Below are 18,721 nucleotides of genomic sequence, written 5' to 3' on the forward strand. Positions count from 1 at the left end.
TCCGGGCGGTCTTTTTTTGCCTGCGATTCAGCCCGGCCGCCTAGACTTACGTCCAATGGGCGCTAGTCGCCTGCCAACGCACACTGGCTAAAAAATACAGGTTAATAACCAGGGCCCGGCTATGGCTGACAACACCTTCGCTGAAACCGGCAAGAGCGCGGTGCTGCAAAACATTCAAGGCACTATGGCCTTCCTGCAGCAGTTCCCGCCATTCAACCAGATGGACATGGCGCATCTGGCCTATCTGGTTGAGCACTGTCAGCTGCGCTTTTATGCACAGGGCGAAACCATCCTCAATCCGGAAGATGGCCCGGTCGAGTTCTTCTATATCGTCAAACAGGGTCGTGTAGTGGGCGAACGCCCGCACGCAGGCAAGCAACCTGAACAAAGTACCTTCGAGATATCCACAGGCGAATGCTTCCCGCTGGCCGCATTGATCGGTGAACGCGCCACGCGCACGCGGCACTTGGCGGGCGAAGACAGCTTCTGCCTGTTGCTGGATAAACCAGCGTTCCGCAAGTTGTTCAGCGTTTCTGAGCAGTTGCGCAATTTTGCCCTGCGCGGGGTCAGCAGCCTGCTCGATCAGGTTAATCAACAGGTGCAGTTACGGGCGGCAGAAAGCCTTGGCGAGCAATATTCGCTGAACACCCCGCTCAGCGAACTGGCCATGCGCACAGCCGTAACCTGCACAGCGGAGTGCAGCCTGCGCGATGCGGTGCGGCAGATGCATGAGCAGCACGTCGGCAGCATTGTGGTAGTCGACAGCGCGCAGCATCCACTGGGGATTTTTACCCTGCGCGATCTGCGCCGGGTAATCGCCGACAACGAATCCCTCGATCAGTCGATCGAACTGCTGATGACGCCCAATCCCTTTGCACTGCCGCCCTCAGCCAGCGCGTTTGACGCCGCCATTGCCATGGCCGAACGGCACATCGCCCACGTTTGCCTGATCACGGACCAGCAACTCTGTGGCGTGGTTTCGGAGCGCGATCTGTTTTCATTACAGCGGGTCGATCTGGTGCATCTGGCGCGCACACTGCGCACGGCCAGCAAACTTGAAACCCTGATCGCCCTGCGCAGCGACATCAATATGCTGGTCGACCGCATGTTGGCGCATGGCGCCAGTTCGACGCAGATTACCCACATCATCACCCTGCTCAACGACCAGACCGTATGCCGGGTGATCGAACTGACCATTGCCGATCTCGGCGATCCGGGCGTGCAATTCACATGGCTGTGCTTTGGCAGTGAAGGGCGCCGCGAACAAACCCTGCTCACCGATCAGGACAACGGCATCGTATTCACCGCCGACTCTGATGCCGCCGCCGAAAGCATCCGCCAGAAGCTCCTGCCGCTGGCACAGGAAATCAATCAACGCCTGGCCCGCTGTGGCTTCACCCTGTGTACCGGCAACATCATGGCCGGCAACCCTGAGCTGTGCCTGTCGCAACAGCAGTGGAGTCAGCGCTTTGATAGTTTCATCGCCACCACCACGCCCGAGCACCTGCTGCGCTCAAGCATCTATTTTGATTTGCGCGCGGTCTGGGGCCCTGCAAAAGGCGTCAAGCAACTGCGCGAAGCGTTACTCGCCAAAATTGCCCAGAACACGCTGTTTCAACGCATGATGGCCGAAAACGCTTTGCGTCACCGACCACCGCTGGGGCTGATTCGTGATTTTGTCGTGGCGCGCAAGGGCGTCGAAAAAGACACCCTCGACCTCAAGATCCAAGGCCTTACGCCGTTTGTCGATGGCGCCCGGCTACTGGCGCTGGCCAACGGCGTGGGTGTCTGCAACACCCTTGAGCGTCTGCGCGCGCTGATTCGCAAAGGCGTGATCGATGAACTCGACGGCGCGGCGTATGAAGAGGCCTATCATTTCATTCAGCAAACCCGCATGCAGCAACACCAGCTGCAAGCCAAACAAAACCTGCCCTACTCCAACCGACTTGATCCAGACACCCTCAACCATCTGGATCGGCGCATCCTGCGTGAATCATTCCGCCAGGCTCAGCGCCTGCAAAGCAGCCTCGCGCAACGCTACCAACTATGAATGCTTTAACCTGGCTTACTGGCGCAAAACCCTCACTCGATGCTGAGCAGCAGGCGCGCGTGGACGCGCTTGGCAAACCCGTCGCGCTCGATAAAACACCACTGGCCGAGCAACGCATTGTGGTGCTCGATCTGGAAACCTCGGGGCTTGATACCCGCCGCGATCAGGTCTTGTCGATCGGCGCGGTGGTGATCAATCAGGGCGCAATTGTGCTCGGCGAGCAATTCGAATGCGTGGTCCAGCGCCATGACCTGAAGATCAACGCAAGCATTCTCATCCACGGCCTGCGGCCATTCGATATCGCCGCCGGAATTGATCCGAGTGAAGCGCTGTTGAGCTTTATGGAGTTCCTTGGTGACAGCCCGCTGCTGGCCTTTCATGCAAACTTCGATAAACGCATGCTCGGCCGCGCCCTCAAGCAAACGCTGGGGATCAAGTTACGCCACCCATTTCTTGATGTCGCCGAAATGGCGCCACTGCTGTGTCCAGACAATGCGCCCCGCCGGGGCAGCCTTGAGGCGTGGGCCGAGCAATTCGGCTTGCAGGTGCATCAGCGTCATCACGCCAGTGCCGACGCGATGGTGACGGCCGAGCTGGCGCTGATCATGTTCAGCAAGGCGCGCCAGAACGGGCTGGACAGCCTGCAACAGCTGACTGAGGCGCTTGAGGGTTATCGTCGACGTAAGCAGTTTCACCCGTGAAGCCGACACACAATTCGGCGTGAGGTGGAGGCATAGTTACAGGGGTGAGGTGTAGATCGCTTTGACGGATTGCCCCGCAGGGGCTATTCATCCTCCGGATGTTATGGGGTGAATTAGTGAAGGTGACGGACGATTTATTCACGGCCTTCGCCCACAAAAAAACGCCTGAGCGGTTAAGCATCAGGCGTTTTTTATTCATTGCAGGTCAGCGGGTCATTGCGACTCTTCTGGCGTCGGGCTGACCAGTTCGCTGACTTTGCTGCGTGACAGCCAGCCAACAAACTCACCGTTTTCACCGGTTACGGCTAACGGCTGCTGTTCGCGGAGCATGTGCCCGAGCACCTCATCCAACCCGGTATCGGCGGGCACCGAGGTAACGTCATCAAGGTAGTTGGCAATGTCTCGCGCGCCATCCGCCTGAGCCTTCTGCACCGAAGCGACAGTAATCACCCCGCGCAGCGCCTTGCCATCCAGAACCGGCGCATAATCACGCGCTTTGTCTTGGAGCAGTTGCAGCGCCTTGGCCGGCTGAGTACGCGTGGTCAGGGTCAGCGAACCCCGGCTGAGCGCGTGCGATGCTGTCAGCACCTTGCCGCGATTAACGTCTTGCAGGAATGACTGCACGTAATCGTTGGCCGGGTGCAGCAGAATGTCTTCCGGCGTGCCTTCCTGAACCAGTTCGCCATCCTTGAGAATCGCGATCCGGTTACCCAGACGCAACGCCTCATCCAAATCGTGGGTAATAAACACGATGGTCTTGTTGAGCTTGGCTTGCAGCGCCAGCAACTGATCCTGCATTTCGCGGCGGATCAGTGGATCGAGCGCCGAGAAGGCCTCGTCCATCAGCAGAATTTCTGCGTCTGTAGCCAACGCACGCGCCAAGCCGACACGCTGCTGCATGCCGCCCGACAACTGATGCGGGAACTGCTGTTCAAAACCTGCGAGGCCGACTTGTTCAAGCCAGTGCGTGGCTTTCTCTTCGCGTTCTTTGCGGCCCTTGCCCTGAATCTTCAGGCCATAAGCGGCGTTGTCGAGCACGCTGTGGTGCGGCAACAATCCGAAGCGCTGGAACACCATGCTCATGGTTTGCTGGCGGAACGTCTCCAGGTCACGCGTACCCAGCTCCATGACATTCTGGCCATCGACCAGAATCTCGCCGGCAGTCGGTTCGATCAGGCGATTAAAGTGGCGAATCAGCGTTGACTTGCCCGAGCCGGACAAGCCCATGATCACGAAGATGCTGCCCGCTTCGATGCTCAGGCTGATGTCGCGCAAGCCAATGGTATGGCCGTTATCGGCGAGCATCTGCTCTTTGCTCATGCCAGCCTTGGCTTGTTCAAGGTGCTTCTCGGGGTCATCACCAAACAATTTGTAGATGCCACGAATTTCAATCTTGCTCATGAGTTGCCCCCCGCCGTCTGACGTTTGCCATAGGCCTGGGTGATGCGGTCAAAAATAATTGCCAACACCACAATCGCAGTACCCGCCAGCAGGCCGCGTCCGACTTCAAGCCGGTTAATCCCGAGCAGAACTTCCTGACCCAGACCACGCGCACCAATCATCGAGGCAATCACCACCATCGACAGCGCCATCATGGTTGTCTGGTTGATGCCAGCCATGATGTTGGGCAGCGCCAGCGGCAGCTGCACACCAAACAGTTGCTGGCGAGGATTGGCACCAAAGGCACGCGATGCCTCAAGTACGTCCTGATCAACCAGTCGAATGCCCAGATCCGTGAGGCGGATCAGTGGCGGTACTGCATAAATAACCGTGGCGATAATCGCCGGGATCTTGCCCAGACCAAAGAGCATGACCACTGGAATCAAATAAACAAAGCCGGGCATGGTCTGCATCACATCCAGTACCGGCAGCATAATCCGCCGTAACCAACTGAAGCGCGACATCATGATGCCCACAGGAATACCAATAATTACAGAAATGGCCGTCGACATGATCATCAACGCCAGGGTTTGCATGCCCTGATCCCACAGACCGAGCAGGCCCACCACACACAACATCAGCGCCATACCCAGCGCCATCAAAATCCGCCGGCTTGCAAGCCAGGCAATCACTCCAACCGCGATAACCACGCTCCACCAGGGAGCGGTACGCAGCAGTTGTTCAATCCATACCAGCATGTGCAGGAACGGCGCCGAGATGGTTTCCAGCACATCGGCATAGTTAGTCACCAGACCTTCGACAAACTGGTCGATGGAGTGACGCATGCCGCGAGCATCAAATACTTGAGGAAAATTATCAGACATAAGCACGTTCTCTAGTTCAATCCAACTGCTGCGGCCTAAGCCGCAGCAGTGCTCAACCTACTTGCACCAGCGCTTAGAGCGCTGCTTTGACACTGGCAGCTACGTCTTCCGGCAGCCACTTGCTCCAGGCGTCCGGGTGCTGTTTCATGTAATGCATAGCGGCTTCGTCGCTTTCGGCGCCGTTCTCATTCGCCCAAGCCATAACGGCGTTGAGGTCATCCGGCTTGACCGAAACCTTGGACAGAAACTCGACCAGCTTCGGCGCCTTGGCCTTGAACTCGTTGTTCACGGCGGTCAGCACTTCGGTCTGCGGGTAATCGCTGGCGACAGGCTTCACGCAGTCAGGATCGGTGATGCACAGGTAGTTGGTTTCGTTGTACTCAGGCATCTCAAGACGCACCAGGTCCATCTCGCCGACCATTGGCGTTGGCACCCAGTAATAGAACACGATGTCACGCTTACGCTTCACTGCCGAAGTAATTGCAGCGCGCTGTGCAGCCGCGGTGCCTGGCGAGTAGTAGCTGTAGGTTTCACCCATGTTCAGTGCTTTGAAAATGTTGTGCGAGCTGACATCACAGCCCCAGCCTGCCGGGCAACCATAGAAGCGGCCTTTGCCCGGCTCTTCCGGATCAGCAAACTTGTCGCTGTACTTCGGCAGGTCGGTTACCGACTTCAGCTCTGGATATTTGGCGGCGGTGTAGGCCGGGATATACCAGGACTCCTGACCGACAAATGCTGTACCAATCGAGGAAACCTTGCCGCTCTTCTCGGCCTTTTTCCATGCATCGGCGATGCTGTTTTTCCAGGTTTCAGAGATAACGTCGACATCACCGCGCTGCAAACCAGCAAGGATCGACAATGAACCACCCGGTTGGACCTGGCTTTTGCAGCCATAGCCGTGCTCGAGAATGAAGCGTTCTACCTCGACCATGAGCATGTTGGATTCCCAGGCCATGCCACCAAAATTAACAGGACGGTCGATTTCACATTGTGGGGCAGCAGAGCTTTGCATCGAAGCAGCAGATACGCCCAGGGCCAGACAGCCGGCCAACTTAGTTGACAGTTTCATTGTTATCTCCAGTCATTTTTTGCTTGCTAAAAACTAAGCAAGAGAGCCGCCGAGGCGGAACGAAGGTTGCGGCGCAGGCCACAACGCAAAAGCAGGTGACCAAGAGGTGGACACCCAAAAAGGAAGGAAAAAGCGTAAAACCATTGAAAAGCATCAGCGCATCCTAACGCAAATATACTTTCAGCTCAAACTAATCAAAAATCAGCAAATCAATCTTTCACATTGAAATAAGCATAAATATGCAATTTATCAAGCAGCATTCAAAAAATATGGTTTCAACTGATAGCATAAACCCAGCACCGCACTAACTCCTCACGCGCCTGCCTGCAAAGCCCTGAGACGCTGACAAGCGGATACCGCCGCGCTTGAGCGGGCGGGCGATGATTGATCGATGGGTGTGGGTTTGCAGCAGAAGGGCAATAGCAGAGCAGCAGAATATGTGTCGGTCTCGCGCCGTGGTTTAAATCCACAAGCGCGAGCGACTCATTGGGTGGCTGCGATAACGCGTATAGCGTTGATCAGAGATCGCGCATCAGCAGCGCGTATTCCAGCTCAATTGCTTCGGGTACCGGCAAATACATGACGTGGCCATCACCCGGCGCAACCTCAACGGGTTCGCCCCGCTTGTTGTGCAGCAACTCCACAATAAAATGCATGTTGCCCCTGGGCGTCATCAGCTCCAGCGAGTCGCCCACGGCAAAACGGTTCTTGACCAACACCTCAGCCAAACCGTTAACCCGCTTGCCGGTGAGTTCACCGACAAACTGCTGGCGCTCCGACACCGAGGAGCCGCGTTCATAGTTCTGGTATTCGTCATGCACATGGCGGCGCAGGAAGCCCTCGGTATAGCCGCGGTGCGCGAGTGATTCCAGGGTGTCCATCAACGACTTGTCGAATGGCCGGCCTGCTTGCGCATCGTCTATCGCCTTGCGGTAAACCTGTGCGGTACGGGCGCAATAGTAATGCGACTTGGTGCGACCCTCGATTTTCAGCGAATGCACCCCCATCTGCACCAGTTGCTCGACATGCTGCACGGCGCGCAGATCACGCGAGTTCATGATGTAAGTGCCGTGCTCATCCTCGAATGCGGTCATCTGCTCTTGCGGCCGGCTGCTCTCGTTAAGCACGAATACCTGATCAGTAGGCGCGCCGTCACCAAGCGTTGGCTCAACCACTTTGACTATATTGCCCAGCTCATCTTCCTTGCCCGGCTCTGCCTGATACTTCCAGCGGCAGGCATTGGTGCAGGCGCCCTGATTGGGGTCGCGCTTGTTCATGTAACCAGAGAGCAGGCAGCGTCCGGAGTAGGCCATGCACAAGGCCCCGTGGACAAACACCTCAAGCTCCATGTCGGGTACTTGCTGGCGAATTTCGCGGATCTCTTCCAGCGACAGTTCTCGCGAAAGAATCACCCGCGCCAAGCCCATCTGCTGCCAAAACTTCACACTCGCCCAGTTCACGGCATTGGCCTGCACCGACAAATGAATCGGCATTTGAGGAAAATGCTCACGCACCAGCATGATCAAACCCGGATCAGACATGATCAGTGCATCCGGCCCCATTTCGATCACCGGCTGCAGATCCTTGAGAAAGGTTTTCAGCTTGGCGTTATGCGGGGCGATATTGACCACTACATAGAACTGCTTGCCTTGGGCGTGTGCCTCATTGATGCCAAGGGCCAGATTGGCGTGATCAAACTCGTTATTACGCACCCGCAAGCTATAGCGCGGCTGCCCTGCATACACAGCATCGGCGCCATAGGCAAAGGCGTAGCGCATGTTTTTCAGGCTGCCGGCGGGCGCCAGCAATTCGGTGATTTGAGCAACAGTCATGGCAAGGCACACATAAAAAAATCAGCCGCAAAGCTTAGGTACTAAACAACTCAGGCGTATTGATCTGCATCTATGAATGCATGCGCGAAATAAGCCTGAAGCACTGTCTGCGGCGCATAACCGGGCACAAATGACGCCAATATGTCGGCAACACACGCGAAAGTTACCGCTCATCACAGCGCAGCGTGCCAGCGATTGCACAGACGAGCACCGCTCTGCGATCATATGCGAATAATTCTCGATACACCCACCAGAGCCTCTTGCGTGACAACACCCCGACCACCCCATCATCATTTGGTAGGCACGCTCTACCTTGACCACCGAGATTGGTTGTTCGGCTGGCTGCGCAAGAGCCTGAAATGCCCGCAGTTTGCCGAAGACATCAGTCAGGACACCTTCGTCCGACTCTTGGCCAAACCCGATCTTGAGTTGCCCAAGGAGCCCCGCGCCCTGCTCACCACCATCGCCAAAGGCCTGGTGATTGATCAGCATCGGCGCAAGCGCCTGGAACAAGCCTACCTTTGTGAGCTGGCGCAGCTGCCATTGCCGCTGCAACCCGGCCCGGAAGAGCAGCAAATGGCACTGGAAGCGCTCTTGCGAATCGACCAGCTACTCGGCAAACTCTCCGCCAAAGCGCGTGCCGCCTTCCTCTACAGCCAGGTAGACGGCCTCAAGCATCAGCAAATTGCCGAACTGCTCGGCGTGTCGGTATCACGTGTTCGCCAATACCTGGCGCAGGGATTACGCCAATGTTATGTCGCCCGCTATGGAATGCCTGAATGACGAGGGTTAGCCGCACTGCACTTGAGCAGGCCATTGACTGGCATCTTGAGTTCTCTTCTGGCGAGCTGGATATTGCCCAGCGCAGCGCCTTCGAAGTCTGGCGTCAGGCCGACCCCGAGCACGAAGAAGCGTGGGTGCGCTTGCATCAGATCGAGCAAGACATCAACCGCGACAGCACGCCATTGGTACGCGCCACCCTGCTTGAAGGGCATGTGAAGGCCCAGAAAAAGTCCAAAACGATCACCGTTTCAGCGCTTGGTTTAACCCTTGCCGTGACGCTTGGCCTGAGCGTGCTCAACCAGCAACGCCCGTTAACCGATTATATGGCAGACGAAATCACCCAAAGCGGTGAGCATCGCCAGCTGCAATTGGCTGATCAGTCGACCCTGACCCTCAACAGCCGCACCGCAGTCGACATCAAGTTCACGGCAAAAGAACGGCGCCTGGTGTTACTTAACGGTGAAATTCTGATCGAAACGGCTCACGGCGATCAGCGACCGTTCATTGTCGAAACAGCGCAAGGCCGCCTGCATGCGCTGGGCACCCGGTTTTTGGTCAGCGAGCACGCCAATATCACCCGCCTGACGGTACTCAAGTCTGCCGTAGAAGTTACCCCGGCAGCAGTGCTCGACAACACCATCATTGAAGAGGGCCAACAAGTCGTCATTAATGCCAAGGGCATCAGTTCGCCTACACCAGCCCCCTTGGCTGCGGACGCCTGGAGTCACGGCATGCTGCTGGCAGACAACCTGCGCCTGAGCGATTTGCTCGACACGCTTGGCGAATACCGTTCGGGCTTTCTCAGCGTCGACCCGAGCATTGCCAATTTGCGTATTAGCGGCAGTTTTCCGCTGTTCAATACCGATCTGGCACTGGCCGCCTTGCCGCCAAGCCTGCCGGTGCAGATTGAACAGCACAGCAAATGGTGGGTAAAAGTCGTTCCTGCAGCCCCGCTGCCGGCCACGCAAACCCGCCCCTAAAAAAAAATGAAAATAATGCGCAGCAGCCCTGTCACTTTTTGATTTTGCTTCGGTAACAAAGGTAATGATTATGATTATCCTTTGGGAGTAATTGACAATGCTGCGCCCTCCTCTGCAAAAGCGTCACCTGTTGGCGGCTGCTTTCGCCCTCAATGGTTTCAGTTCTCTGGCCATGGCCGAAAACTATCAATTGCCTGCCGCGCCTCTGGGCAGCACGCTGAATAGCATTGCTGCGCAAGCGGGCATTGCCTTGAGTGTTGATCCGGCGCTCACCGCCAACAAGATGTCGCGCCCGGTACAGGGCGAGTTCAGCGCTACCGCCGCGATGGACGCCGCCCTGCAAGGCAGCGGCCTGCAATTGCAGCGCAGCAGTGCGGGCAGCTACAGCGTAATTCCGGCAGCAACCGATGCCGCTGCACTACCTGATGTCACCGTGACCGGCAGCCAACTCACCGCCGGCAGCGAAGCCGATGGTTATCGCAATGACGCCGTGCAGAACGTCGGCGCGCTGGGCGGCCTGCCGCTCAAGGACACGCCATACTCGGTCAATGTGATCAGCAATGATCTGCTGGAGAATATCCAGGCCACCTCAATTGACGATGTGTTCAAGATCAACCCATCAACCCAGTTGCGTTCGCCAACCACGGCAGGCTATGCCAGCTCGGTGAGCATGCGCGGCTTCAGCGACGCCGGTAACCTGAGCATCGCTAACGATGGCCTGCGTTTCAGCACTGGCTACGACGGCGGCAACTACATCGAAGAAATGCAGCAGGTAGAGATTCTCAGTGGTCTCAGTGGCTTCCTTTATGGCCCGGCCAACCCCGGCGGCCTGGTCAACTATGTGCTGAAGCGCCCGACATATCAGCGCTACAACAGCGTGACACTGGGCAACGCTGGCGGCGAAAACTATTACGTGCACGGCGACTTCGGCGGCACGATCGATGAAGCCGGCGTGTTCGCCTACCGCCTGAACGTGCTTGGGCAAGACGGTGAAACCGCCATCGAGATGCAGAAAGACCGTCGCGAGATGATTTCCCTCGCGCTGGACTGGAATGTCAGTGACGACCTGCTGGTCCAGTTCGATGCGTCGCACAAGAAAAGTGAAACACGCGGCCTGACCAGCTACTGGTATTTTGCCGATCAGGGCCTGCGCCCGGATGCCGACAAACTGAATAACGACGAGTTGTACAGCCAGCGTTGGGCGTTCTCCGACAGCGAGCACGACCGCGTAGGCAGCCGTTTCAACTGGCGTCTGGATGACACCTTCACCCTTCGCGGTGCATTGGGTTACAGCCAGTACGAAAACGAATACACCTACACCGGACCGGAAATTAACAGTGCCGGTGTCTACACACAGCCGCTGTATGCATTCGCCCCGGTCGAAACCGAGGAAACCTCGGGCTTCTTGTTCCTCGACTCGGTGTTCAACACCGCCACCACCGGCCACAAGCTGACCGTCGGTTATCAGGGCAACGTTGCGCGCGTGCGCAACTACGAAGATCATATTCCGTACCCTGGCCCGCAATACAACTCAGTCACGCCTGAGCTGCCACTGACTGAACACCCGCAGGTAGACAAGCCCAACTACAGCATTGGCAACGGCGATCAGCGCCTCGCCAGCCGTAGCAAAAGCGATAACTTCCTGATCGGTGACATCATTACCTTCAACGATCAGTGGTCGACCATTGTGGGCCTGACCCGCACCACCATCGAGACTTACAGCAACGACTTCGTCTGGGCCAACGCATTTGGTTACGGCGAAACCGCGACCACTTATAAAGAAAGCGAAACCTCGCCGAACTTCTCGCTGGTCTACAAGCCGCTCCCTTGGCTGACCACCTACGCCAGCTACATCGAAGGCCTTCAGGAAGGCGGCATTGCTCCAAGCACCGCGCTCAATGCCGGCCAAGCACTCGGCCCGGAAGTCAGCGAGCAGTATGAGCTGGGGGTTAAAGCCACCGTTGGTGAAGTCTTGCTCACCGCTGCGCTGTTTAATATCGAGAAGCCCAACAGCTACACCAACTCGGCGCGCATCTTCAGCCAGGACGGCCGTCAGGAGAACACCGGTCTGGAGCTGAGCGTTACCGGCAAGCCACTGCCGCAGTGGACAGTTGTCGGTGGTCTTACCGTGCTCGACGCGGAAGTTAAAGAGTCGAACAATGCCGTCAACGAAGGCCAGACTCCGGTCAACGTCGCCAGCCAATTCGCCAAGATGTACAACGAATATGAGCTGAGTGCATTGCCAGGCGTCGCACTCACCGGTGGGATTTACTACACCGGCAAAATGTACACCGACGAGGCCAACAACCACAGCCTGCCATCGGTCACTACATTTGATGCCGGCATGCGCTACCGCACTGCCTTCTCAAGCGACAACGACCTGACCCTGCGCGCCAATGTCAGCAACCTGGCCAACAAGGAATACTGGCTCAACAGCTCGTACCTGGGCGCCCCTCGCACCGTGACCTTCTCGGCTCAACTCGAATTCTGAGTTGAGTGGCGACCTGCTGCCAGCGGGTCGCCTCCTCCAATGGACTCCCTGTTATGCGCAGTCGCACTATTAAACGCTGGTCACAGGTTCACACCTGGACCAGCCTGATCTGCACCGTATTTTTACTGCTGCTGGCCCTGACCGGCTTGCCGCTGATCTTCCATCACGAACTTGAACACGCGCTCGGCGAAGCGCCCGAGTTGCGCGAAATGCCGGCGGATACGCCGCATCTGAGCCTGCAACAGCTGGTGGAAGCAGCCGAACGCGAACGCCCTCACGAAGTCGTGCAATACATCGGTTACGACGACGAAGACAGCAATGGCGTGGTGTTCATCATGGCCGCCACGGCGGGCACCGAACCCAACTCTTCACACACCTTCATGCTCGACGCACGCACAGGCGAAGCCATAGACATGCCGGCCGCCAACGGTGGTGTGCTGATGTTTATTCTGCGTTTGCATGTGGATATGTTTGCCGGCTTACCGGGTAAATTGCTGCTGGCCTTTATGGGCCTGCTATTTGTGATCGCCTGCGTATCCGGTGCGGTGCTCTACTCACCCTTTATGCGCCGCCTCGATTTTGCCACCGTACGCCGCGATAAATCCTCGCGCACGCGCTGGCTCGACCTGCACAACCTGATCGGCATCGTCACGCTAACCTGGGCAGTTGTGGTCGGAACCACGGGGGTCATCAGTGCCTGCGCCGATATTCTGATCAGCGCATGGCGCAATGATGCCCTGAGCGCGCTGGTAGAACCCTATCGCAATGCGCCGCCGCTGACCGAACGCGCCTCCGCCAATAACTTGCTGGCCATCGCCAAACAAGCCACGCCTGGCATGCAGCCCGACTTCATTGCATTTCCCGGCACGCGCTTTTCCAGCGAGCACCATTACGGCGTGTTTATGAAAGGCTCCACGCACCTCACGTCGCACCTGTTGACCACGATTCTGATCGACGCCCGCACGCTCGAAGTCACCGCTGTCGCCCAGCGTCCCTGGTACATGGATGCGCTGTCCTTGTCGTCACCGTTGCATTTCGGCGACTACGGCGGCCGCCCCATGCAAATCCTCTGGGCTGTGCTCGACGTGCTGACCATTATTGTCCTGCTCAGCGGGCTGTATCTGTGGTGGGTAAAACGCTATGGCTCAGCAGCGCGAGCCAACGCCGTCGAGGTGCGCGCATGAACTGGCGTCAATCTACATTTGCCTTGCCACTTATTATCGGCCTGCTCAGTGCGGTAGGTTTGATCAGCGCATTACTGGGTGACGGCCTGTGGGATACCGTCGCCTGGGTCGGTCTGGGAATCCCGGCGTTACTGGGCTGCTGGCCACTGTTGAAACGTTGAAGCACAGCGCCCACTACTAACCGCCAGAAACGACAACGCCCCGATAATCGGGGCGTTGTGCTTAGTGCATTACAACTTAGTGATCGATTGCAGCACCGGCACCACGAGGAACACGGATGTCTTCGATCAGGTGCTGGATACGCTCTGGTGGAGCGCTGGTGACGGAGGCCACCGCAACCGCTACAACGAAGTTGAAGATCATGCCCAGGGTACCAATGCCTTCTGGCGAGATACCGAACCACCAGTCAGCAGCACCGGCAGTTGGGTTGATGAACTTGTAGTAAACGATGTAGCTGAAGGTGAACGTGAGGCCGACAACCATACCGGCGATAGCGCCTTCCTTGTTCATCTTCTTGGAGAAAATCCCCATGACGATGGCCGGGAAGAACGATGCCGCGGCAAGGCCGAAGGCGAATGCCACCACTTGCGCCACGAACGCTGGCGGATAAATCCCGAACAGACCAGCAACCACAACCGCCACACCTGCAGCGACACGCGCGGCCAGCAGTTCTTGCTTCTCGCTGATGTTTGGCATCATGTTGCTCTTCAGCAAGTCGTGCGAGATAGAGGTCGAGATAACCAGCAGCAAACCTGCAGCGGTAGACAGCGCAGCCGCCAGACCACCCGCCGCAATCAGTGCAATTACCCAGCCCGGCAGATCAGCAATTTCCGGGTTGGCCAATACCATGATGTCGCGGTCTACGTAGAGCTCGGTTGCAGCATCGGTCGGCGCGTTGGTGACTTGACGCTCACCATGAGCACCGGCTTCAGCCGAGAAGGTTGGAGCACCGGCGAATGGAGCGCCCGGGCCGTACTGGATCTTGCCGTCGCCGTTCTTGTCGAGCCAGGCGATCAGACCGGATTTCTCCCAGTTTTTCACCCACTGCGGCGCATTGACGTATTCAACACCTGGAATGCTGGTCAGCAGGTTGGTGCGCGCAAACGCAGCAACAGCCGGAGCGGTGGTGTACAGAATCGCGATGAACAGCAGTGCATAACCGGCAGACAGGCGCGCTGCACGCACGGTTGGGGTGGTGAAGAAGCGCACAATTACGTGTGGCAGACCGGCAGTACCAACCATCAGCGCCATGGTGATGAAGAACACGTCGATAGTCGACTTGCTGCCATCGGTGTAAACGCCAAAGCCCAGCTCAGTGCCCAGACCATTCAGGCGCTCAAGCACCGATTGGCCAGTACCGATAACTTCGCTACCAAAGCCCAGCTGCGGGATCGGGTTACCGGTGATCAGCATCGAGATGTAGATCGCAGGCACCATGTAGGCGAAGATCATCACGCAATACTGCGCAACCTGAGTGTAGGTAATGCCCTTCATACCGCCGAGTACGGAGTAGAAGAACACGATGCACATGCCGATGATTACACCGGTGTTGATGTCGACTTCAAGGTAACGCGAGAAGACGATACCAACGCCGCGCATCTGGCCGGCAACGTAGGTGAACGAGATAAAGATCACGCAGATTACCGCCACCACGCGAGCTGTCTGCGAGTAGTAACGCTCGCCGATGAACTCCGGTACGGTGAATTTGCCGAACTTGCGCAGGTACGGGGCCAGGCACATGGCCAACAGCACATAGCCGCCGGTCCAGCCCATCAGGTACACGCTACCGTCGAAACCGGTGAACGAGATAATCCCCGCCATCGAGATGAACGAGGCAGCCGACATCCAGTCTGCACCGGTGGCCATACCATTGAGGACTGGGTGAACGCCTTTGCTGGCAACGTAGTATTCGCTGGTAGACCCGGCACGGGTCCAGATCGCGATACCGATGTACAGCGCAAAGGTTGCGCCGACAAACAGGTAGATCAGAGTTTGGGTATCCATTCTCGGCGCCTTATTCTTCGTGGACGTCGTGCTTGCGGTCGTACTGATTCATCTTCCAGACATAGAAGAAAATCATCGCCACAAATACGTAGATAGACCCTTGCTGGGCAAACCAGAATCCCAGAGGGAAGCCGAAGAACTGGATGGCGTTGAGTTCATGCACGAACAGAACACCACAGCCGAATGACACCACGAACCAGACCACCAGCAGCCACAACATCAGCCGCAGGTTATCTTTCCAATAGGCTTTGGCAGCCTCTTCCTTAGACCCAGACATGTGAGGTTCTCCTCAATTGTTTTTGTTGTTTTGACAGTCAAAACTTAGCAGTACCCACAGCGAGCGCTAGTGAGACTTTGGTCGAGTGCCGCCCCGGCGCAGCGCAGGCCTCACGGTTTCTGGGGCATACAGAGGCACAAGCAGCCAAGGTAGGCGTAGACTCTCGACCAAGGTCGTATACGGCGCCGCTCGATTTATCTTCACGAAACGTGATGCAACGCTCAAAAAATATGGAGTTGAACAAATGCCCAGCAACAACATGACGCTGTTTTACTCGCCCGCATCGCCCTTCGTGCGCAAGATCATGGTGCTGTTGCACGAAACAGGGCAGCTGCAGAAAGTGGATTTACACAACGTGCAACTGAGCCCGGTTGCTCCGAACAGCGACGTTGTCGCGCGCAATCCCTCAGGCAAAATTCCGGCGCTGCAACTCGCTGACGGCGACACCCTGCATGACAGCCGGGTGATTCTCGACTATCTCGATCACCAGCACAGCGGCGAGCCGGTTATTCCACGCAGCGGCCCGCAGCGCTGGCAACGACTGACGCTGGCATCGCTGGCAGACGCCATACTTGATGCGGCGGTTTTGATCCGTTACGAGACTGCCCTGCGCCCGGAAGAACTGCACTGGCCGCAGTGGCTCGAAGGCCAGCAAGCAAAAATTGAGCGCGCGCTGGGCGAGTTCGAAGCACAAGCCGATACGGGCGCACTGAACACATTTGATATCGCCACGATCAGCCTTGCCTGCGCGCTCGGCTATTTGGATTTCCGCCAGCCGCAACTGGCATGGCGTGAGCGCTTCCCCAAACTCGCAAGCTGGTACAGCGAAGTCAGCCAGCGTGACTCCCTAAGCAAGACCCAGCCGCCGGCGTAAGCAGAGGCCAGGCTATCGAATACTGAGCGCCTCGCGCGGATTGGAGGCGCAGGCCAGTAGCCCACAAATGCGCCGGCACGGTAACCAACGCCGTGCCGGCTTGAAGCCTGCGCAAACCAAAGTTGGCAAGTTCGCTGGCGGGTTAGCCGAGGCGGAAGCGGCCGGTATTTTGCGACAAGCCCTGACTGCCCAAGCGCAATTGCTCCGAGGCCTGATTGACCGCCTGCGCGCCGTCGAGCAAGGCACTGGCCGCCTGATCGACCTGCTGGATGTTGCCGCTGACTTCATCGGCGGTTGCGGCCTGCTCCTCAGCTGCCGTGGCAATTTGCGCCAGCCGATCGCTGACCCGCTGGACCGACTCGACGATCCCATTGAGGTCATCACTCATGGCCAGCACACTGCTGACATCGCCCTCGGCCTGAGCCACGGCCTGATCCATCATGTCCACCGACTCGCCAACCACTTTGTGTAAATCCGCAACCGTCTGAGCGATCTCTTGCGTGGAGTTCTGAGTACGCTGCGACAGGTTGCGCACCTCATCAGCGACCACCGCAAAACCGCGGCCCTGATCGCCAGCCCGCGCCGCTTCAATTGCAGCGTTGAGGGCGAGCAGATTGGTTTGCTCGGCAATGCCGCGAATCACATCTACCACGCGGGTGATCTGCTCGGTTTGCTGCTGCAATTGCTTCAGGGTCGCCGAGCTTTCACCCAGGCGCGAGCTGAGTTGGCGCATGCTTGCACTGGTTCGTTCGCTACGCTGATTACTCTGGTTGGCCACTTCGCGGGTTTGCTCTGCTTCGACTGCGGCCTCCTCGCAGCTTTGCGCAACACTCTGCGCGGTAGCTGCCATCTGGGTTGCCGCAGCGGCAATCTGGCTCATTTGACCTTGCTGTTGCTCAACCGCCTGCAAGGCCGTTTGAGACTCCTGATTAAGCAGTTTTACGGTTCCACCAATGCCTTGGGTTTCATCATTAACCCCTTGCAACGAGCCGCGCAATTGCCCGATTGCGGTGTTCAGCGCAGATGAAATTTGCGCCAGCTCGTCCTCGCCATAAGTTTGCATGTGCACGCGCATATCGCCGTCGCGCAGGCCTTGCGCCGCCTCGATAATCTCGCGCGCACCACGACGGATCGACCAATTCAGGCACGCCAGCACATAAAGCGCGGCCAGTGTGAGCAGGGCAAAAATCAGCGCCACGTTGAACATCCTGATTTGCGCGGCGCTGCGATAGGCTCCCTGACTCTGTTCGGACTGCTCAAACTGCGCCTGCTGCAGGTCTTGCAGCAGTTGCTCCAGCACGTCGATACGCTGAATGAATTGCGCAGGCGTCAATGTCATCGGATTGGCATCGAACATGTCGCGGTCAATTTCCTTGAGGAACACCTGCAAACCCTGCTCGACATTATTGAACGGCGTTTGCAATGTATTCATCGACTCCGGGGCAATTTGCGCGAGCGAATTTCGCGCCTTGAGCAGTTGCGCATTCGACTCGTCGAGGCTGCTGCGCAAATCGCGAATGCCCACCCGACTTTGCAACGTGAAGTGCTCGGACACCACGGCGCCATAACCACGGCTGGCAAAACTGGAGAGATTTTCCAACAGCCGCGGCAGGGTAAACGTCAGCTGTTCCATCATCAGATACGTGTCCAGATGCGGATCGAGAATCAGCCCGCTGTCGGTAGCAATCTGCTCACGCAAAGCGGTTAATTGCTGCAAGGTTTTCTGATATTGCACCAACGCATCGGGCAGCGAGATACCTGACAACGTAGCCACAGAAATCCCCTTTCGGTCCGCCTGCAAACTGCTCAGCAACTCGCGCGCCTGCTTCGACAGCGCAGCACTGTTCAGTTGCTCACTGGCATTCTTGAGGCTTTCATCGAGCTGAGCCTCGCGGCTGCTCAATAAGGCCTGCGCCGGGGTGTCCGTACCTTTCCAGCGTGCTAAAAGCGTGCGCTGAGCCAGCACTTCACGCTGCACCTTGGCCAGCGCATTGATGTCATGCAGGCCATTGATCTGCCGGTCCATCAGTTGCTGCCCTGCCCGGTACTCGTCCCAGAGCGTCCATGAGGCGTAGGCCAGCGGCAGAATGAACAGCACGGCTAATAATTGAAACTTCCGGGCAAAGCTAAATCGTTCGAGCAGGTTCACACCCGGCTTGAGTACTGCGGTCATGGGGATACCTCAAAACACTTTAATGCATGTTTTAACGCA

The 18,721-nt window shown here is 57.3% G+C and carries 15 protein-coding genes; 8 read left to right on the forward strand and 7 right to left on the reverse strand.

What is annotated here, in order from left to right; all coding sequences use genetic code 11:
- Positions 1 to 121 precede the first annotated feature (121 nt).
- Both PMYSY11_RS18810 and PMYSY11_RS18815 read left to right on the forward strand, forming a co-directional pair.
- The gene (locus PMYSY11_RS18810; protein ID WP_150547711.1) at positions 122 to 2,050 is read left to right on the forward strand and encodes a putative nucleotidyltransferase substrate binding domain-containing protein; all 1,929 of its coding nucleotides are present in this window, start codon (positions 122 to 124) and stop codon (positions 2,048 to 2,050) included.
- Positions 2,047 to 2,751 (forward strand): 3'-5' exonuclease, encoded by a 705-nt coding sequence (locus tag PMYSY11_RS18815; RefSeq protein ID WP_150547712.1) that lies wholly within the window; start codon positions 2,047 to 2,049, stop codon positions 2,749 to 2,751. Before PMYSY11_RS18810 ends, PMYSY11_RS18815 begins: the two co-directional genes overlap by 4 nt.
- Before the next feature lie 213 nt (positions 2,752 to 2,964).
- Here PMYSY11_RS18815 and PMYSY11_RS18820 read toward each other — a convergent pair whose 3' ends face one another.
- The 4 genes from PMYSY11_RS18820 to trhP form a co-directional block, all read right to left on the reverse strand.
- Positions 2,965 to 4,152 carry a quaternary amine ABC transporter ATP-binding protein gene (locus PMYSY11_RS18820; protein WP_090509415.1) on the reverse strand — a complete coding sequence of 396 codons (1,188 nt, stop codon included), beginning with the start codon at positions 4,150 to 4,152 and terminating at the stop codon, positions 2,965 to 2,967.
- Positions 4,149 to 5,015 carry an ABC transporter permease gene (locus PMYSY11_RS18825; protein WP_069898163.1) on the reverse strand — a complete coding sequence of 289 codons (867 nt, stop codon included), beginning with the start codon at positions 5,013 to 5,015 and terminating at the stop codon, positions 4,149 to 4,151. Before PMYSY11_RS18825 ends, PMYSY11_RS18820 begins: the two co-directional genes overlap by 4 nt.
- A 73-nt stretch (positions 5,016 to 5,088) precedes the next feature.
- Positions 5,089 to 6,084, reverse strand: a complete 996-nt coding sequence (locus tag PMYSY11_RS18830; RefSeq protein WP_150547713.1) for an ABC transporter substrate-binding protein — start codon at positions 6,082 to 6,084, stop codon at positions 5,089 to 5,091.
- Positions 6,085 to 6,602: 518 nt separating this feature from the next.
- Positions 6,603 to 7,916, reverse strand: coding sequence for a prephenate-dependent tRNA uridine(34) hydroxylase TrhP (trhP, locus tag PMYSY11_RS18835; RefSeq protein ID WP_150547714.1), 1,314 nt, complete (start codon positions 7,914 to 7,916; stop codon positions 6,603 to 6,605).
- A 264-nt stretch (positions 7,917 to 8,180) separates the two neighbouring features.
- Between trhP and PMYSY11_RS18840 the strand changes: the two genes are divergently transcribed.
- The 5 genes from PMYSY11_RS18840 (at position 8,181) to PMYSY11_RS18860 (ending at position 13,515) form a co-directional block, all read left to right on the forward strand.
- A complete protein-coding gene (locus PMYSY11_RS18840) occupies positions 8,181 to 8,699 on the forward strand; it encodes a sigma-70 family RNA polymerase sigma factor (protein ID WP_172970637.1) in 519 nt (172 codons plus the stop codon).
- Positions 8,696 to 9,679 (forward strand): FecR domain-containing protein, encoded by a 984-nt coding sequence (locus tag PMYSY11_RS18845; protein ID WP_150547716.1) that lies wholly within the window; start codon positions 8,696 to 8,698, stop codon positions 9,677 to 9,679. Before PMYSY11_RS18840 ends, PMYSY11_RS18845 begins: the two co-directional genes overlap by 4 nt.
- A 97-nt stretch (positions 9,680 to 9,776) precedes the next feature.
- Positions 9,777 to 12,170: a TonB-dependent receptor gene (locus PMYSY11_RS18850; RefSeq protein ID WP_150547717.1), complete on the forward strand. Its 2,394-nt coding sequence runs from the start codon at positions 9,777 to 9,779 to the stop codon at positions 12,168 to 12,170.
- Between the two features lie 53 nt (positions 12,171 to 12,223).
- Positions 12,224 to 13,354, forward strand: coding sequence for a PepSY-associated TM helix domain-containing protein (locus PMYSY11_RS18855; RefSeq protein WP_150547718.1), 1,131 nt, complete (start codon positions 12,224 to 12,226; stop codon positions 13,352 to 13,354).
- On the forward strand, positions 13,351 to 13,515 hold the full coding sequence (locus PMYSY11_RS18860) for a hypothetical protein (RefSeq protein ID WP_170827712.1): 165 nt from the start codon (positions 13,351 to 13,353) through the stop codon (positions 13,513 to 13,515). The genes PMYSY11_RS18855 and PMYSY11_RS18860 overlap by 4 nt, the downstream gene beginning before the upstream one ends.
- Before the next feature lie 76 nt (positions 13,516 to 13,591).
- On the opposite strand, the gene PMYSY11_RS18865 is transcribed toward PMYSY11_RS18860, so the two are convergent.
- On the reverse strand, positions 13,592 to 15,358 hold the full coding sequence (locus tag PMYSY11_RS18865; RefSeq protein WP_069898170.1) for a sodium:solute symporter family protein: 1,767 nt from the start codon (positions 15,356 to 15,358) through the stop codon (positions 13,592 to 13,594).
- Between the two features lie 10 nt (positions 15,359 to 15,368).
- A complete protein-coding gene (locus PMYSY11_RS18870; RefSeq protein WP_069898171.1) occupies positions 15,369 to 15,635 on the reverse strand; it encodes a DUF4212 domain-containing protein in 267 nt (88 codons plus the stop codon).
- Between the two features lie 244 nt (positions 15,636 to 15,879).
- Between PMYSY11_RS18870 and PMYSY11_RS18875 the strand changes: the two genes are divergently transcribed.
- Positions 15,880 to 16,509, forward strand: a complete 630-nt coding sequence (locus PMYSY11_RS18875) for a glutathione S-transferase (RefSeq protein ID WP_150547719.1) — start codon at positions 15,880 to 15,882, stop codon at positions 16,507 to 16,509.
- A 142-nt stretch (positions 16,510 to 16,651) separates the two neighbouring features.
- Here the strand turns inward: PMYSY11_RS18875 and PMYSY11_RS18880 are convergent, their stop codons facing one another.
- Entirely contained in the window at positions 16,652 to 18,682 is a 2,031-nt protein-coding gene (locus PMYSY11_RS18880) for a methyl-accepting chemotaxis protein (protein WP_150547720.1), read from the reverse strand.
- Positions 18,683 to 18,721: the final 39 nt, after the last annotated feature.

Origin of the sequence: Pseudomonas marincola (assembly GCF_900682675.2) — a bacterium.
Classification (GTDB): Bacteria; Pseudomonadota; Gammaproteobacteria; order Pseudomonadales; family Pseudomonadaceae; genus Aquipseudomonas; species Aquipseudomonas marincola.

Bases quoted from the DNA above. Each gene is read 5' to 3' on its own strand.
- PMYSY11_RS18810 (WP_150547711.1), top strand. From the start codon at position 122: ATGGCTGACAACACCTTCGCTGAAACCGGCAAGAGCGCGGTGCTGCAA.
- PMYSY11_RS18845 (WP_150547716.1), top strand. From the start codon at position 8,696: ATGACGAGGGTTAGCCGCACTGCACTTGAGCAGGCCATTGACTGGCAT.
- PMYSY11_RS18870 (WP_069898171.1), bottom strand. From the start codon at position 15,635: ATGTCTGGGTCTAAGGAAGAGGCTGCCAAAGCCTATTGGAAAGATAAC.
- PMYSY11_RS18825 (WP_069898163.1), bottom strand. From the start codon at position 5,015: ATGTCTGATAATTTTCCTCAAGTATTTGATGCTCGCGGCATGCGTCAC.
- PMYSY11_RS18875 (WP_150547719.1), top strand. From the start codon at position 15,880: ATGCCCAGCAACAACATGACGCTGTTTTACTCGCCCGCATCGCCCTTC.
- PMYSY11_RS18865 (WP_069898170.1), bottom strand. From the start codon at position 15,358: ATGGATACCCAAACTCTGATCTACCTGTTTGTCGGCGCAACCTTTGCG.
- PMYSY11_RS18860 (WP_170827712.1), top strand. From the start codon at position 13,351: ATGAACTGGCGTCAATCTACATTTGCCTTGCCACTTATTATCGGCCTG.
- PMYSY11_RS18880 (WP_150547720.1), bottom strand. From the start codon at position 18,682: ATGACCGCAGTACTCAAGCCGGGTGTGAACCTGCTCGAACGATTTAGC.
- PMYSY11_RS18850 (WP_150547717.1), top strand. From the start codon at position 9,777: ATGCTGCGCCCTCCTCTGCAAAAGCGTCACCTGTTGGCGGCTGCTTTC.
- trhP (WP_150547714.1), bottom strand. From the start codon at position 7,916: ATGACTGTTGCTCAAATCACCGAATTGCTGGCGCCCGCCGGCAGCCTG.
- PMYSY11_RS18815 (WP_150547712.1), top strand. From the start codon at position 2,047: ATGAATGCTTTAACCTGGCTTACTGGCGCAAAACCCTCACTCGATGCT.
- PMYSY11_RS18830 (WP_150547713.1), bottom strand. From the start codon at position 6,084: ATGAAACTGTCAACTAAGTTGGCCGGCTGTCTGGCCCTGGGCGTATCT.
- PMYSY11_RS18855 (WP_150547718.1), top strand. From the start codon at position 12,224: ATGCGCAGTCGCACTATTAAACGCTGGTCACAGGTTCACACCTGGACC.
- PMYSY11_RS18820 (WP_090509415.1), bottom strand. From the start codon at position 4,152: ATGAGCAAGATTGAAATTCGTGGCATCTACAAATTGTTTGGTGATGAC.